A 16524-nucleotide genomic window follows, 5' to 3' on the forward strand; every position below is an offset into this window, starting at 1 on the left:
TATTCCCTCCAATAGAATAAGACTAAGATTGCATCATTTCCTTCGCCAGCTTCTCGAAGGTCGTTATAAAATCAAGCGCCTCCTGCTCGTCAAAATGTTTAATGTATTTGGCTAGAAGCACTTGAATCTTATCCTCCATTCCGTCGCACAACCGATTGCCTTCCTCGGTAAGCGCCAAATAAATGACGCGGCGGTCCTTCTCATCAGGCAGCCTTGTAATCAAATTTTTGCCAAATAGCCGATTAATGATCGCGGTTATCGAGCTTTTGCCTACGCAAAATATATCCGCTAATTCGGAAGAGGTGCTCTTATCCCGCGTTCGCAAATAGCGCATAACGGTAAATTGGTCAACGGTCAGATCATGCGGCATCAGCTCGCGGAACATCGCGTTTAGCCTACGATTAACGACAAAATTGGCTGCCTCGTAGCGATCGATGATTTGTTTCAATAATGCTCGATCATCCACTCTGGTGTCCTCCCTAAAATACAGCCATCAAATGACCGCTAAATTAATTCTATTATAGAATAGTTTCACAATAGAACTATATCAAACAAATATGTGCAAATCAACGCTCGAATTATGAATAGTTCGTGAACATATTTTGGAAATAAATGCGGGGCATTCGATTCAATAGCGGCATTTGCCTGTAGGAAAAAGGATTACAGAGGCTATTGTCGAATAATAGTGGAAATGAGCGATACACCGTATCTTTTGAAAAAAGGCCACGGTTTGCAAGCTCTAAACTAAACGGTTTTTGTCACAATTTCAGGAGGCCGCAGCAGGTGAGTAAACCATTCGATCAGCCACGCAACAAACAAGTGACGGTTGTTTTCGCATTTGCCATATGCATGCTTCTAGCGCTAGCGGCTGAATCGAACCATTTTCATTTTTTATATGGGATTACCTTTTCATTTACGAGCTTGTTCGTGCTGCTTGGCTTGCGCTTATTCGGCTATTGGCCAGGGCTCTTAATTGCTGCTGTTGTTCTCGCCCTTGGTACGTTTCTGCATGAGGAGCCTGTCTCCCATTACATCTTATTTCTTGAAGCAGCCATAGTCGGACTGTTCCTCCGTAAAAATAAAAACCGCCTTTTCGGGCTCGATGTCGCGTTCTGGCTTCTTATCGGAATACCTTCCCTCTTCTGCCTTTACATGACCGAATCTATGCTCGCCTCAAAGGATTTGCTGCTTGTAGCAGCCATACTCGCGATGAACGGCATGATCAATGCCTTGTTCACAGAAATTGTCTATCAGTATACGCCCCTGCCAAAATGGAGCGGCTACTCCATCAACATGCGCCGGCCCAATTCCTTTAGCAAAGTATTGTTCCATTTCTCCATCGGCATTGTGTTCATTTCGTTTTTGCTCAATATATTCATGAACAGCTTAAGCTCCTTTAAGGAGGTTAGCTTGTATGCGCAGCGCATCTCCTCGACTGAAGTGGAGCGTATCGCAAAGGCATGGGATAATTGGCAGCTGCCCAGCACTCGCATGCTTGAGCCCGAGCAGGTCAGCTTCTTTCAATACATGCTTGAGGGCACGCCGGCTGATTTGCACATTTCGGTGACGAATGCAGAGCATTTCATCGCCGCATCCAACCATTCGGATGAGATTGGCCAGACGCTGGACCTTGCCAAAGACCGCAAATTAACGTCCATTAGCCCCAAGTCCTATGTAGCGATGCCTAATGTAAAAATGAATTCGCTGCATTCCCAAACATGGCATGATGGATATTTCGTATATTCGGATACGATTTCGACGAACCAATGGTATATATACGTTCAAATTCCGCTAAGCAATTATCAAAATTATTTGTTCTCAAAATATTTCACCCATTTCGTTTATTTGATAGGACTCGCCGTTTTTACCGCCATCGTTGCTTATTTAATTAATCGCTGGCTCTCACGCGGCCTAACGAAGCTAGCCGCAGCGACGACGGATTTGCCGCTTAAGCTCAAGCAAATGAATACGATAGAATGGCCCTCCAGCAGCATTGTGGAGGTTCACTCCTTAATTACGAATTTCAAGCAAATGTCGACGAACTTAATTCATATGTTCCAAGAATCGCAGCGGAATAATGAGAGGCTTGAAGCACAGGCCTTCATGCTCCAACAATCGGAGGAGCGGCTGCACCAGCTTGCTTACTACGATATGCTGACCGGCCTGCCGAATCGGTTGCAGTTCTCGCTGCATGCCAAAGATTTATTCGCCAACTATACGAATATCAATAAACCGATTGCCGTCATGTATGCGGACATTAACCGTTTCAAACAAATTAACGATACGCTAGGCCATGCGGTCGGGGATATTTTGCTTCAAAAAGCGGCTGAACGCTTCGGTGCTTCCGCCATCGGCGACTGCGCCGTGTTCCGATTGGGCGGCGATGAATTCGTGTTCGCAGGCTATTATGAGAATGAAGCCGACCTAGTCTCTAATGCTCAAGCGGTCGTCGATTCGTTCAATGAGCCCTTTGTCATCGATGGCGCCATGCTCTTCTTGACCGTAAGCGTCGGAATCAGCGTATATCCGCGGGATGGCGGCGATATGGACACCATCATCCGCAATGCCGATATTGCCATGTACAACGCCAAGGAGCAGGGTGACGGCTGTTATCGTTTCTTTATGCCAACGCTCGTTAACGCGATGACAGAGAAGATGCAGCTCGAGAACGGCCTGTACCATGCGCTTAAAGAAAATCAGTTTTCGCTGCACTACCAGCCGAAAATAAACGCAGCAACCGGCGAGCTTTGCGGAATCGAGGCGCTGATACGCTGGCGGCATCCGGAGCTGGGCATGATACCGCCGGATAAGTTTATTCCGCTCGCCGAGCAGTCCGGGTTTATACTCGATATCGACAGCTGGGTTTTCCGCGAGGCCTGCCGCCAGAACAAAGCTTGGCAGGACGCGGGTTTGCAGCGCATATGCGTATCTGTAAACATTTCGGCGCGACATTTTTACCAAGGCCACTTGTCAGATATGATTGCTCGGGCATTAAAGGATACCGGGCTCGAGGCCCAATATGTCAGCCTTGAAATAACGGAGGGCGTATTTATGCGGAACTTGGATCAGGTCATTGAAACGATTCTATTCCTGCGGGGGCTTGGCATTCAAATCTCAATCGATGATTTCGGAACGGGCTACTCTTCCTTGAATCAATTGCAGCGCTTGCCGATATCCGACGTGAAGCTAGACCGCTCCTTTATTCAGGGCATTGTGGATGACGAGAAAAAATCGTCCATCGTCAAAGCCATTATTGAGCTTGTGCACAGTATGAACATGAAGGTTGTTGCGGAAGGCGTCGAGACGGCTGCCGAATCGCAGTTCTGCACCGATCTGAACTGCGATGAGCTGCAAGGCTATTTATTCAGCAAACCTGTGCCGCCGCAGGAGCTTGCGCTTATGCTTAAAAAAACCGGCTAATGCGGAAATGAAGCACCACACACAAAGGAGCAGCGCTCCAAGGCCAAACCTTGGAACGCTGCTCCTTTTCTATTCTATGCCGTTGAAGCTGAGGAGTCGGCAGCATCAGTCGCCGGCTGCTCCTTCGCTGCAGCTCCATCAGGCCGGTCGCCGCGAGGCCCCTTACCGCCTCTGCCGCCTTCACCACGCACCGGCAGCTCGCCGTTCACATGCTCAGTGGCATGCTCGACTGCCGCTGCCAACCTCGTATCATACTGCTCCTGTGTGATCGTTCCGGCTGCCAATTGCTCAGCAAGCTTTGCTTTTTGATCCTTTACCTGCAAATCGATTAGCGTTTGGAGCGCAACACCCTTCTCCGCAGCCACTGCGGCAATCGTCTTGCCTGCGTCCAGCTCTGCCTTCAGCTCATCTGCCGTCAAGCTAAGCGCCGCGGCAATCTCGTCCAGATTTCGTCCAAAGCCGCCGCCTTTGCCGCCTTCGCCACGCTGCGGCAGTACGCCATTAACTTGCTGGGTCGCATGATCAACCGCTTCCGCGAATTCCGTATCATATTGCTCCTGTGTGATCGTTCCGGCTGCCAGCTTCTCCGCCAGCTTCGTCTTCCGGTCACTTACCAGTGCCGTTATAACCGCCTGCACATCAACTTTTTTCTCGGCAGCGATAGCTGCAATCGTCTTGCCAGCCTCTTGTTCAGCCCGCAGCTCTTCCACCGTGAGGCCAAGCGCCGCAGCCGCTGCATCTAGGTTTTTGCCAAATCCGCGCTCTCCGCCGCCATGCTTCCCCATGCCGAAGCCAACCGAATCAAGCAGCTTGTCCGCAATGGTCGATGCATCCGGCTTTGTTAGCTGCTTATCAGAAGCAGGCTGCTTGTCCGCATCGTCTGCTTCCGCAGCAGCTTCTGCCGCTTCAAGCCACGCTACAAGCTTCGTCTTCAGCTCTTCTCTGGTTTTCCCTTGCTGGGTCGCAATCTCCGCCAGCGTCAACGTTTGGAGCTTCGTTTGAAGTGCCTCTTCCTCTAACCCTAAGTACGTTAACAGCTGTTCTTGTATCTGTTCAAAGCCGTGGCCGAATCCGCCGCGCTTGCCAGCACGATCCTTCTTAACCGCAGTATTTTCTGCTTTCGCACGCTGCTCCAGCTGCTTATCGCTGCTGCTGGCCGTTGCCGCATTTACATATTGGCTCGCCCACAAGCCTCCGCCGCCAATCGTCAGCGTAAGCGCGATTGCACCTGCTGTTATTGCTTTTGCTCTCTTCAAGATAGGTTCCACCTTTCACTTTCGATTTGTTGTTACAGGTCCTATCTTAACCAGCAATGCTTAAGCCTCCTTTAACGCCCGCTGAATGTTGGCTGAAGATTGGATTAAAGTGGTTATTTCCCTTTTATTAGATTCTTTAATTGAATACTTTTCTAACACCCTGCCAAGTATTTTTCTAATAGATGTTTGTTATTGTTAATGAGGATTATTCGGTTGAATTTGTATGATTTTGGATTTAATAATTCATCTACATTTATCGACAGTTCTCGACGATATACTACATAACTTTACATTAAGAGGTGTGATTGCATGTTGCGAATCAAAGACAAAAGCTTAGTCCTTACCAGTTCGATTGTATTAGCGCTTCTTTTGGTTATTGTGATTGGCGTTACCGAGTATCTATCTTACAGCACGCAGAAAAAATCGTACTTATCCGAGATCGAACGGATAGGAGAAACGCTCAGCTATCAAATGGAGGCCGGCCATAATCTGCTTACGTTTGGCTATAACGAGGTGACCGCTGGCAATGATACCAACAATGAAACGTTCAAGCTGTTCAAGCTGCAGCTGGACGTCATGACCAAAAACGATATCATCACCAACGCTTATGTGTACATGCCTGATATTGTTGAACGGGACGGTAAAAGAAGTCTAGTGGTGATGCAAAGCAATGAAGCGTTATCCGCCGCGGGTCTTGTGACAGGAGCCGAATATGAGATGGATCCCGAATTCGCCTTGAAAGTGGATGAAGCATTCGAGAAGGGCTCGTCTTTGACTGATGTAGTCGTAGATGAATACGGCCAATGGATTTCTTATTTAGCAAGGCTCAAAGACCCTAGCGGCAAGGTTATCGGCTTGTTCGGCGTCGACGTCGATTACGGGCAAATCGACAAGGCTTTGACAGCTATGCTATGGAAAAGCATCGGCATTTCTGCCCTGTTTTCCGCTATTGCCATTCTTATTATCGTCGTACTGATTCGATTGACGCTGAAGCCGCTCAAACGACTGGCTGAAGTATCCTCGCTCGCGGCGAAAGGTGATTTGACGCTATCCGTCCCTGTCAAAGGCGGCAACGAAATCGCCCAGGTCTCAACCGCGTTTAACGAAATGATTGCAAGCCTGCGCCTCCTTACGAGCAATATCCGCACCACCTCAGGAGAGCTGGCAGGCTCGGCGTCCAATATGCAGCAAAGCGCGGAGCAAACCTCGCGGGCGACCGAAGAGGTAACGGAGGCTATACAAGAGGTTGCTTCCGGCTCCGAAACGCAGCTTCAAAGCTTCCAAGAATGCCAGCGCGCCATGACCGAAATGACGATCGGCATTCAGCGGATTGCAGAATCGTCCTCATCGGTATCGGAGCTTGCAGCCGATACCACAGCGCTTGCATCCGGCGGCGAAGCGGTCATCGATCAGACGCTGAAGCAAATGCAGGCCATTGAGTCCAATGTTGGCGAAACGGTATCTACCCTGCAGGAATTGAAAGAGCAAAGCGACAAGATCGGCAACATTCTCGCATTGATCGGCGATGTCGCGAATCAAACGAACCTGCTTGCACTGAATGCCTCAATAGAAGCGGCGCGTGCCGGCGAGCATGGCAAGGGCTTCGCCGTCGTTGCCCATGAAATCCGCAAGCTCGCTGAACGCTCAAAGGAATCATCCGAGCAAATCGGCACTATTCTCTACAGCATCGGAAGCCATACCTCGGCGGCTGTCTCCTCCATGGAGCAATCCGTTGAAGCAGCGCGGGTCGGCTCAACCATTTCGAGCCAAGCCGGCGAATCCTTCCGGGCGATCGTATCGTCCATCCGCGAGGTGTCCAGCCAGGTTCAGGAAGTGTCGGCTGCGTCAGAGCAAATGTCGGCTGGCAGCGAGCAAATCGCCGCTTCGCTGGATGAGCTGGAGACGATAACGGCAAGCGCCGCAGGCAATTCGCAGCGCGTCGCTGCCGCATCCGAAGAGCAGCTTGCCTCCATGCAGGAGGTCGCAAGCTCCTCCGAGCAGCTTCGCAATTTGGCAGCAAGCTTGAATGAGGCTGTCGGCCGCTTCAAAACCTAGCACCGCAAAATAAAAAACGGCTAAGCGGGATTTACTCCCGCTTAGCCGTTTTGTTTATGCCGGTAAAGCCGCGCCTAGCTGCAGCTGATACATGGCGTAATATTTGCCTTGGTGCTCCATTAGTTCATCATGGTTGCCGCGCTCGACGATAACGCCGCGGTCAAGCACGAGAATTTGATCGGCATTTCGAATCGTCGACAGACGATGCGCGATAACGAAAGTCGTGCGGCCCTTCTTCAGCACATTAAGCGCGTCTTGAATGATCGCTTCCGTCTCGGTATCAATGCTTGCTGTCGCTTCATCGAGTATGAGAATCGCCGGATCATAAGCGAGTGCTCTCGCGAACGAGATCAACTGCCGCTGACCGGCAGACAGCGTGCTTCCCTTCTCAATAACAGGCGCATCGATGCCGCCCTTCAGCTGGCTGAACATCTCGTACGCGCCGACATCGCGGAGCGACTGCTCGATCTTCTCCCGGCTAATCGCCGGATTATCGAGGCTGATGTTCGATGCGATCGTTCCCGTGAACAGGAACGGGTCCTGCAGCACGATACCCATATGCTGGCGAAGCAGCTGCTTCGGAATGTCCTGCACATCCGTACCGTCCACGATGATCTTGCCCTCGTTCGAATCATAGAAACGGAACAGCAGGTTCAGAATCGAGCTTTTGCCTGAGCCGGTATGGCCTACAAGCGCTACGGTCTCGCCTTGGCGTGCATGGAAGGAAATATGCTTCAGCACATATTCATCCTTCTTGTAAGCAAACGAAACATCGTCGAACTTAACATCGCCTTTATAGCGCTCCATCTTGCCCGGTACTACATCGATTCCTTCCTCATCCATCAGCTTGAAGACACGCTCTGCGGACACCCGCGCCGTCTCCAAATTGGATAGCTGGTTCACGATCCCGACAATCGGCGCAAACATCCGGTTCATGTAATCGACGAATGCGTAGAGCACGCCGACCGATACCGCCGCGCGGAGCGAGTCGCCCCAGAACATCCAAAGGACGATAAGGAACAAAATGTTCCGTATGACGTTAACCAGATTATGAGACGTAATCGAATTGAGGCTGAGCAGCTTATTTTGATACTTGTAATAGTACTCGTTCATCTCTTCGAATTCCTTAGTCGTCTCCTTCTGGCGGCGGAACGCCTGAATGATCGTCATCCCTTGAATCGACTCGTTGATCATCCCGTTAATTTCACTCAGCTTCGAGCGAATAATCCGGTTATAACGAGCCGCGTACTTCCGGTAAACGATAATCCAAACGATAAGGATTGGCACCAGCGGCAGCGCTAATAGCGCTAGGCGCACATCCAATAAGAACAAAGCACCGTAAATAGCTACCATATAAATAATGCCTGTGAAAAAATTCGCCAGCACCGCGACATAAAGCTCGCGGATAGCTTCCGTATCATTCGTTACGCGCGAGACGACCTGCCCGGCCGACAAGTTATCGTAGTAGTTCACCGGCAGCCGCTGCGTGTGCGCGAAAATATCGGTACGCATCTTGCGTACGATCCGGTTCGCCGACGTTTGCAGCATAAGCCGCTGCCCATACGTGAACACCGCAACCAATAGCAAAAAGCCAAAATACATAAACGCCAGCTTCATTAATGATGGAAACTCCGGTTTATAGAAGGAATAAAGCTCCTGCTTGCTCAGCTTCGATACCGGATAAGTAACGGTCTCTCCCGTATCCTTGTTTGTCACACTCAGGGTATTCCCCTCTACGACGCGCTTGCCTTCCTCGGACTTAAGCGCCCCGTCCAGCCAATAAAATTGGCGTCCCACTTGAAGCACGCGAACCTCTTTACCCTTCTGCTCCCCAGCGCCAGCGGCAAAGTGATCCTCGCGCTTATACCATTTATCTTTATAAAGAACCGCATATTGCTGCTCTGCCTCGACCTCATGCCATTTCTTCTCGATGCCGAGAATGTTTTGGTCGATCATCCGTTTCGCAATCAACGGTCCTGCAAGCTCTGCGCATACCGCAAGCACGAGCAGCAAAAGCGCCAGCAGAATCGGTTTCTTATAAAGCATGGCGTATTGAAACAATCGTTTTCCTGTATTGCCCATTGTCCTTCACGCCTCCATTTTATTACGTTTCAATAATGGCCTCTAGCTGCTGGCGATCATATTGCTCGCGATACCAGCCGCCTTGCTCCAGCAATTGCTCATGCGTGCCTTCCTGCACGATCCGTCCGTCATCAAGGACGATAATCCAGTCCGCATGCTGCACCGCCGATAAGCGATGCGTTGTAATGAGCGTCGTCTTGCCTGCTCTTTCCGTACGGATGCCTTCAATAATTTCGGCTTCCGTCTTCCCGTCAACCGCCGACAAAGCATCGTCCATCAGCAGGATCTCCGGATCAGCGATGAGCGCACGCGCAATGCTGACGCGCTGCTTCTGACCGCCGGATAATGCAACGCCACGCTCGCCAACCATCGTTTCCAGCCCATCAGGCAGGAACTTGATATCCTTCGCGAACGAAGCGCGCTCAAGCGCCCGCTGCAAATCCTCGTCAGTACCCTCTTTGAGGCCAAAAAATATATTTTCGCGAATCGTCTTCGAGAACAAAATCGGCTGCTGCGGCACATAACCGATCCAGCCAAGCAAGTCATCGATCTTCAAGCTGCCGAGCGATGTGCCGGATACGCTGATTTCGCCCCGGCCAAGCGGATACTCGCGCAGAAGCTGCTTCAGCAGCGTCGTTTTGCCGCTGCCGGTTCTTCCGACGATCCCAAGCGTCTGCCCTTGATGAAGCTTAAAGGAAACATCGCCGAGGTTATCCGTCGTAGAAGTAGGATAGCGGAACGTCACATTATTGAATTGCAGCGAGGATGGCTCCTCGACATGTACCGGCACATTTGCGTCGGCAACATCCGGCTTGTAGCCAAGCGTCTCGTTGACACGATCCAGAGAAGCATTGCCGCGCTGCATAATGTTAATGAGCTCACCAATGGCGAACATCGGCCAGATCAGCATCCCGAGGAATACGTTGAAGGATACCAATTCGCCAAGTGTAATTTCGTTATGGAACACGAGGTAGCCGCCATAACACAGGCCGATCAGATAGCTGAGTCCGACAAGTATTTTCATCGTTGGCTCAAACAACGCGTCGATACGCGCTACGGCGATATTTTTGTCCAATACTTCATTGGTTTTGGCGCTAAAGCGCGCCTCGCTTGCTTCTTCCTGCACAAAGGCTCTAATGACCCGTACGCCCGATACCGATTCCAGCACCTGATCGTTCAAATCGCCGAATGCGTCCTGCGCATCCATAAACCGCTCGTGGATTTTCTTGCCATAATGCTTCATCGCCAGTGCCATAAGCGGCAGCGGCAGCAAGGCAGCAAGCGTGAGCTTCACGCTGATGAGCCCCGCCATGACGATTAGAATCGTAATCATAAACAAAGTCGAGTCGATCAATGTCAAAATACCAAAGCCCGCCGTTTGCGCTACCGCTCCAAGGTCATTGGTTGAGCGCGCCATTAGATCGCCCGTCCGATTGCGTTCATAGAAGGTCGGAGTCATCCGCAGAAAATGGCCCATCAGCCGCGATCTCAACAGCTTCTCCAGCACGAATGCCCCGCCAAACAGCTTGTAATGCCATATGTACGTGATGCCGTAACCAACTACCGTAAGCGCGATCCAGCTGTACAGGATGCGATTAAACTCTGCCTGCCCAAGCAAATCCTGATGAATGCCATCAATCGTGTAGCCGATCAGCCATGGGGGAATGACATCGATAAAGCCTGTAAAAATAAGGAGTGAAATGGCCAGCGTATAACGCTTCCAGTTCATTTTGAAAAACCAGCTTAATTTTTTGAGTACACTAAACATGCTTCTCTACCACACCTTCCGCTATCCATCCATACATCGTTAACCTTCAATTTATTCCCGAAATAAGCGCAAACGGATGTCTTCGGCTTTACGCGGCCGAAGCTCGTTATGCGTTGAAATAGAGGTGCACAATTAATAATAATCACCTATATTTGCAAAAAAAGAAGCGTGTCGCCGTAACGACACGCTTCTTCATCTTGCCAAACGCAGCCTAGAAAACGGCCGTGTCCCGCACACATAAAAAAGGCGCATGATTACAGTGACGTAACCATGCGCCTCTAATGATCGGAATATCCTTGATCAAGGAGAAACGACGCGCGGATGGATTACGTTATTCATGTTCAAACCGTTGTTCATTGCAGCAGTTGGGTGAAAATCAATGTGAATGTTCATGTAACGCAATCCTCCTCTCGTAAAATATATTAGTCACTTTACCATCGGTTCAAAATACTGTCAATACCCGAAAGCGCTTTTTTTCCAGCCCCCATTTAGGACAAACCCCATTTCCCCCTCCGCCAGAAGCTCTTCTGCTGTCACAACTTGTTGCGAATTGCTGTGATCTTGATCACAAGGCTAGGCGATTTCTGCGGCTATACTTGGCTTATTCAATAAGACGCTGGAGGGGTTACACATGTTAAGCGCGCACTCGGTTCAAATTATTAAATCAACGGTACCCGTACTGGAGGTTCACGGTGTAACGATTACGAAACGCTTCTATCAACTGCTGTTCACCAATCATCCTGAGCTGCTGAATCTATTCAATCACGCTAACCAGAAGCAGGGCAGACAGCAAACCGCGCTCGCCAATGCCGTTTATGCAGCTGCGCTCCATATCGACAACCTCGCAGCTATCATTCCCGTCGTGAAGCAAATCGGGCATAAGCATCGCAGTCTAGGCGTCAAACCCGAGCATTACCCCGTTGTCGGCAAATATTTGCTTATGGCCATTAAGGAAGTGCTGGGTGAAGCGGCTACGGATGATATTTTAAACGCGTGGGAAGAGGCATACGGCATTATTGCGGACGCTTTTATCAGCATCGAGAAAGAGATGTATACGGAGGCGCATACGCAAGCAGGCGGATGGGAAGGCTTTCGCGCGTTTCGCGTGGAGCGGAAGGAGAAGGAGAGCGAAGTCATTGCTTCTTTCTATTTGGTCCCAGAGGATGGCGGTGCGTTAGCAAGCTTTGAGCCAGGCCAGTATATAAGCGTCAAAATCGATCAGGAAGGCGCGGAGCACACACAAATCCGGCAGTATAGCTTATCCGATGCTTCCGGGAAATCCTATTACCGGATTTCGGTGAAACGCGAGGATGGCTCATCAGATCGCAGCGCTGGCCAAGTATCCACCTATTTGCACAACCATGTAGACGAGGGCGCGACTTTGTGGCTGTCGGCTCCAGCGGGTGATTTCACGCTGAATACGGCAGATGAACGCCCCGTGGTGCTGCTTAGCGGGGGAGTCGGCTTGACGCCTATGCTCAGCATGATGAATACGCTCGTTGAGCGCTATCCCGAGCGTCCGGTCACCTTCATACATGCTGCTCAGAACGGTGATGCCCACGCCATGAGATTGCAAGTGAATCAGCTTGCAAGCAAGCATCCGCAGCTTTCTGTCTACTACTGCTACGGGAAACCGACCTCAAGCGACTACATTCAGCAGCATTTTCATAAAGAGGGCTATATTGATCTGCCATGGCTGCAAACGGTCATTCCGGAGAAGAACGCTGCCTTTTACTTCTGCGGACCAACACCGTTCATGGCTACGATCAATCATTCGCTTCGCCAGTGGGGCATCCCGGAATCGGATATTCATTTCGAGTTTTTCGGCCCTGCTGCTAGTCTTGAGCAAAGCACGGCACAAGTCTAGAATTCATAGGTTAAATTTACTTTGATTGCGCGCGCAGCAGCCGATTAACCGTTTCGCGGCGGAGGCCGATAAGCTGTCCAATCTCATCCTGCGTCAGTACATCCGTGATCGCGGCGGGACCAATGTAATCCGCGAACCAACCTTGAAGCTTGCCCAGCTTATCAGCGGGCGCGACTTGGGTAAGTTGGTCGATTCGCTGCTGCATCATTCTCAGCTTGCTTTGAAGGAGAAGGGCGACCTCGCGGCTTTTCTCAGCGCTTTGCCTTAGCTCCTCGTACCATTGTTGAGGCGATACCATATCCACCTCGCTTGTGACGAGCGCTATCGCCGTTCCATGATAGGGCATAGGGCTGATCAACGAGTGATGCGGGATCATTTCGTCAGGCACGATAATATTAACAAGAAACGGACTGCCATCCTCATGCACGCGGACGATCTTGAGCAAGCCGCTCCTCAGGTGAAAGAGCGAGCCACTCTCCCCTTGATGGAACAACGCTTCTCCTTTATGCAGCAGCATCGTATCCCCCCCTTTTTTTTAGCGAGCCCATCCGGTTTTCCGGCTGGGCTTTTTTTATTTTGGCGCTGCAAGCCAGCAGACATCCTATCGCAACATGTCATATATAGGCGATTGACGGTACCAGAAAGCGAGGGGTAAAATGTTACATGATCAGCCCTAGCTCCGCTAACCGGCGTATCTTACTTTTGAAAGAAGGCGTTCCCTCAACATGCGTATTAGAACCTATGCCATTTGCTTATACATCATCCTGATTTACTGGATTTCCTTGCATATTCCGAATATGCATGCCTTGTTTTTCCCCACGTTGGGGTCATTCAGCTTACTCTTCATCTCACGTCCGTTCGAGAAGGCGGAGATTCGCAAAATTGCGTTCGGCGCTGTCATAGCTTCGATTATCGGATCCGTATTCGTCTACTTTAATTCGGGCGCATGGTCGCTGTTTCTGACTCTGCTGATCGTCATTTACTTAATTAACCGATTCAAATGGAACTCTCCGCCGATACTAGCCGTTTCGCTTATTCCCTTCTTTGCCCAATCCTCGGTATTATGGATCATTCCGTTATCGGTCTTCGGGGCACTGCTCGGTTTGATGATTACCTTATCCGCTTCCGCTTATGTGGAGAAAAGATGCAGCGTCTTGCCCTTCTTTGCCAAAAGATCAGTCGAAGCGGAGTCAGATACCGCAATGTAATGCGGCTAACCCTTCCACTCCTCCGGCAGCAGCCGTTGATATTGCGTTTGCAAATACCGATCGTCTATGAGCACGAGCGTTCCGCGATCGGTTTCGGAGCGAATGAGACGGCCGCCCGCTTGCAGCACCTTGTTCATTCCCGGGAAGACGTAAGCATAATCGTAGCCGCTCTTGCCCTGTTCGTTAAAATATTCCTTCAGCATATTGCGCTCCACGCCCAGCTGCGGCAATCCAACGCCAACCACGATCACGCCGATCAATCGCTCTCCGGCCAAATCAACGCCCTCCGAGAACACGCCGCCCATTACCGCAAAACCAAGCAAGGACTTCCCGCTCCCAGCTTGAAACGTCTCCAAAAAACGGTCACGCTCTTCCTCCGACATATCAGGCTTTTGCAGCAGCACCTCCGCGTCCGAAGGATCGCCGGCAGGAGTCGACCACTCCCTAAGCTCCATATAAGTCTCATAAACAGCGTTCATATAGGCGTAGGAGGGGAAGAAGACAAAGTAATTGCCCGGCCGCTCGTCCATCAGCTTCATGATCAGCTTGGCAATCGGCAGCTTGGATTCATCCCGGTCATGGTACCTCGTAGAGAGCGGTTTAATGATGACATCCAGCTGCTCCCGTGCAAAAGGCGACGGTACCGCAAGCGTATAATCATCCTCTCCCGCTCCAAGCATGTCCATATAATACGAAACCGGCGAGAGCGTTGCAGAGAAATAAATATGCGAGCGATAGCCCTTGCCCATATGCTGCAGCAGCTGCGAAGGATCAAGGCAAAACAGCTTCAGCCGGACATCGCTCTTCGAGAGCTCAATGTAAACGACATAACGCTCGTCAAACAGCTTCGCGGTGCGAACAAAGTTTTGCGCGTTAAAATAAGCATCAAGAATGGAGCCGCCAACGCCGGCTGCCAGCGCTTGCTCCGCCGCCGAAGCGAATGCTTCAGCCAGCTCAACCAGCTCCTCCGGCAGCTGCCGCTGAACGAGATGCGGCGAGCCGTCGCTGCTTTTGCGCAGCGCGATAAAATAATCGTTGATCGCTTTTGCCGTGCGATAGCCCTCGTTATGCACGCCCTTCAGCTCACGCTGCAAAGCGAGGAACGGAGCCTTCGCCAGCTCCGCTGAGAACATCTCGCGCGCCCGGTCGACGAGATTATGCGCCTCGTCCACGAGCAGCGCCGTCCGCTTCTTCATCTCTGCATACTGGCGCTTAAACGATATGCGCGGGTCAAAAATATAATTATAATCGCATACGACCGCATCAGCGGCATAAGCCAAATCAAGCGAAAATTCGAACGGGCATACACGGTGCTTATGCGAATAAGCCTCGATGACCGATCTGGTCATGACCGTCTCCTTCTCCAATATATCAAGCACCGCGCCGTTAATGCGATCATAGTAGCCGTCCGCATAGGGGCAATGCTCCTTCTCGCAGCGCACTTCCTCTTGAAAACAAATCTTATCCTTCGCCGTAATCGTTACGGCATGCAGATGCAGTCCCTTGTCGCGCATCAATAATAATGCGTCCTCGGCTGCCGCCCTCGTCGTCGTGCGCGCCGTCAAATAATAAAAGCGCTGCAGCATGCCCGCGCCCATCGCTTTGAGGGTCGGATAGGTCGTCGAAATGGTCTTGCCGATGCCTGTAGGGGCCTTCGCAAATAATCGAACGCCCTCCTCAATCGACTTGTAGACCGCGCCCGCCAGCTTGCGCTGCCCAGCCCGGTAAGCATCAAACGGAAAAGCCAGCTCGCGAATGCTCTCGTTTCTAGCCTGCTCATGCCTGCGGCGCAGCTGCGCATAGGGCGCGTAACGCGCAATAACCTCCTGCACATACTGCTCCAGCTCCGCGAAGCTGGCTTCTCGAACGAATCGCCGCTCCTCCTCCGTCGCTGTCTGGACATAGGTGAGCTGTATGCGCATCGCCGCCTGCTCATGCTCCTTGGCGTACATGTAGGCATAGAACAAAGCCTGCGCCCAGTGCACGGGATAACCGTCCTCGGTTATTCGCTCCAAATCGCCGCCGGTCGATTTAATCTCATCAACGGTCAGCAGCGGGTCTGTCCCAAGCAGCCCGTCACAGCGTCCATCCACAACAAATAACAGATCATCCACCGCGATGTCCGCTTTGACGTAGACCTCCTTCCGGTCCTGCTCGCCGTAAGTCCGCTGCACTCTCTGATGTGCCTTCGTGCCTTCGTGCATCGTGTCGATCGCATTTAGCCTTACGTCGATGCTTCCGCTAAGAAATACATATTCGACTAAGTTTCGCACCGATATCGTAACCGTATCATGGATTTGCATAACGTATCATTACCGCTCCCATAAAGAACATTTGTTCTTCAATTGTACCACAGCCGGTGCTTATGTTTCGTTAACCCGTCCATAAAAAAAGAGACGCCTATGCGTCCCTTCTGCATGTTGTTTGAGAACATCAAAGCGTATCCTCTTCCGTCTCATCCTCCGGATGATTGCCGACGCCATTCAACAAATCAGTGCCGTGGAACTCCTCACCGGGGGAGGCCGGGTCAATCGGGCTGCCTTGCGCAATGGCATCCGCATCAGGAACGGCAGCCAGCTCCTCCGATATTTCTTCTGCGGTGTCTGCTTCGGAGCTGAGCTCGTCTCTCGCCTCTACGGCATCCGGAATATGCGACTCATGCACATGCTCGTTATGCTGCGGGTACTGCTTCCGCAGCAGCTCGGTTGCATCCGATACCGCACCGCCCTGCGCTTCTTCCGTAAATAACCCAAACGATGGGTCTATATCCTTCTCCGTCACTAGGCTGTTAGATGTATGGTTATCGCGATCATGTCTGTTTGCCATTTTGATTACCTCCTCAGTCTTTTCTACCCTATAGTACCCACT

The 16524-nt window shown here is 51.1% G+C and carries 11 protein-coding genes; 4 read left to right on the forward strand and 7 right to left on the reverse strand.

Annotated features, from left to right (window positions below):
* Positions 1-22: 22 nt before the first annotated feature.
* Positions 23-466, reverse strand: coding sequence for a MarR family winged helix-turn-helix transcriptional regulator (locus A7975_RS25620; protein WP_053373665.1), 444 nt, complete (start codon positions 464-466; stop codon positions 23-25).
* A gap of 317 nt (positions 467-783) precedes the next feature.
* Between A7975_RS25620 and A7975_RS25625 the strand changes: the two genes are divergently transcribed.
* On the forward strand, positions 784-3420 hold the full coding sequence (locus A7975_RS25625; RefSeq protein ID WP_082198457.1) for a putative bifunctional diguanylate cyclase/phosphodiesterase: 2637 nt from the start codon (positions 784-786) through the stop codon (positions 3418-3420).
* Between the two features lie 74 nt (positions 3421-3494).
* Here A7975_RS25625 and A7975_RS25630 read toward each other — a convergent pair whose 3' ends face one another.
* Entirely contained in the window at positions 3495-4676 is a 1182-nt protein-coding gene (locus A7975_RS25630) for an SHOCT domain-containing protein (RefSeq protein ID WP_065387011.1), read from the reverse strand.
* 906 nt (positions 4677-5582) lie between these two features.
* Here A7975_RS25630 and A7975_RS25635 point away from each other — a divergent pair.
* Complete coding sequence (locus A7975_RS25635; protein ID WP_483295931.1) at positions 5583-6731, forward strand: methyl-accepting chemotaxis protein; 1149 nt, start codon at positions 5583-5585, stop codon at positions 6729-6731.
* Between the two features lie 54 nt (positions 6732-6785).
* On the opposite strand, the gene A7975_RS25640 is transcribed toward A7975_RS25635, so the two are convergent.
* Together A7975_RS25640 and A7975_RS25645 are read right to left on the reverse strand one after the other, a co-directional pair.
* On the reverse strand, positions 6786-8813 hold the full coding sequence (locus A7975_RS25640; RefSeq protein ID WP_065387012.1) for an ABC transporter ATP-binding protein: 2028 nt from the start codon (positions 8811-8813) through the stop codon (positions 6786-6788).
* 22 nt (positions 8814-8835) lie between these two features.
* Entirely contained in the window at positions 8836-10581 is a 1746-nt protein-coding gene (locus tag A7975_RS25645; protein ID WP_065387013.1) for an ABC transporter ATP-binding protein, read from the reverse strand.
* A gap of 631 nt (positions 10582-11212) precedes the next feature.
* Here A7975_RS25645 and hmpA point away from each other — a divergent pair.
* On the forward strand, positions 11213-12448 hold the full coding sequence (gene hmpA / locus A7975_RS25650; RefSeq protein ID WP_065387014.1) for an NO-inducible flavohemoprotein: 1236 nt from the start codon (positions 11213-11215) through the stop codon (positions 12446-12448).
* A 16-nt stretch (positions 12449-12464) separates the two neighbouring features.
* On the opposite strand, the gene A7975_RS25655 is transcribed toward hmpA, so the two are convergent.
* A complete protein-coding gene (locus A7975_RS25655) occupies positions 12465-12965 on the reverse strand; it encodes a Crp/Fnr family transcriptional regulator (RefSeq protein ID WP_065387015.1) in 501 nt (166 codons plus the stop codon).
* Positions 12966-13173: 208 nt separating this feature from the next.
* On the opposite strand from A7975_RS25655, the gene A7975_RS25660 reads away from it, so the two are divergent.
* Positions 13174-13656 (forward strand): HPP family protein, encoded by a 483-nt coding sequence (locus tag A7975_RS25660; RefSeq protein ID WP_065387016.1) that lies wholly within the window; start codon positions 13174-13176, stop codon positions 13654-13656.
* A 5-nt stretch (positions 13657-13661) separates the two neighbouring features.
* Here the strand turns inward: A7975_RS25660 and A7975_RS25665 are convergent, their stop codons facing one another.
* Together A7975_RS25665 and A7975_RS25670 are read right to left on the reverse strand one after the other, a co-directional pair.
* A complete protein-coding gene (locus A7975_RS25665; protein WP_065387017.1) occupies positions 13662-15959 on the reverse strand; it encodes a helicase C-terminal domain-containing protein in 2298 nt (765 codons plus the stop codon).
* A 130-nt stretch (positions 15960-16089) separates the two neighbouring features.
* Positions 16090-16482 (reverse strand): hypothetical protein, encoded by a 393-nt coding sequence (locus tag A7975_RS25670; RefSeq protein ID WP_053373656.1) that lies wholly within the window; start codon positions 16480-16482, stop codon positions 16090-16092.
* Positions 16483-16524: the final 42 nt, after the last annotated feature.

The organism is Bacillus sp. FJAT-26390 (genome assembly GCF_001682865.1).
In the GTDB taxonomy this organism is placed as follows: domain Bacteria; phylum Bacillota; class Bacilli; order Paenibacillales; family Paenibacillaceae; genus Pristimantibacillus.

Bases quoted from the DNA above. Each gene is read 5' to 3' on its own strand.
- A7975_RS25635 (WP_483295931.1), top strand. From the start codon at position 5,583: ATGCTATGGAAAAGCATCGGCATTTCTGCCCTGTTTTCCGCTATTGCC.
- A7975_RS25670 (WP_053373656.1), bottom strand. From the start codon at position 16,482: ATGGCAAACAGACATGATCGCGATAACCATACATCTAACAGCCTAGTG.
- A7975_RS25645 (WP_065387013.1), bottom strand. From the start codon at position 10,581: ATGTTTAGTGTACTCAAAAAATTAAGCTGGTTTTTCAAAATGAACTGG.
- A7975_RS25660 (WP_065387016.1), top strand. From the start codon at position 13,174: ATGCGTATTAGAACCTATGCCATTTGCTTATACATCATCCTGATTTAC.
- A7975_RS25665 (WP_065387017.1), bottom strand. From the start codon at position 15,959: ATGCAAATCCATGATACGGTTACGATATCGGTGCGAAACTTAGTCGAA.
- hmpA (WP_065387014.1), top strand. From the start codon at position 11,213: ATGTTAAGCGCGCACTCGGTTCAAATTATTAAATCAACGGTACCCGTA.
- A7975_RS25640 (WP_065387012.1), bottom strand. From the start codon at position 8,813: ATGGGCAATACAGGAAAACGATTGTTTCAATACGCCATGCTTTATAAG.
- A7975_RS25655 (WP_065387015.1), bottom strand. From the start codon at position 12,965: ATGCTGCTGCATAAAGGAGAAGCGTTGTTCCATCAAGGGGAGAGTGGC.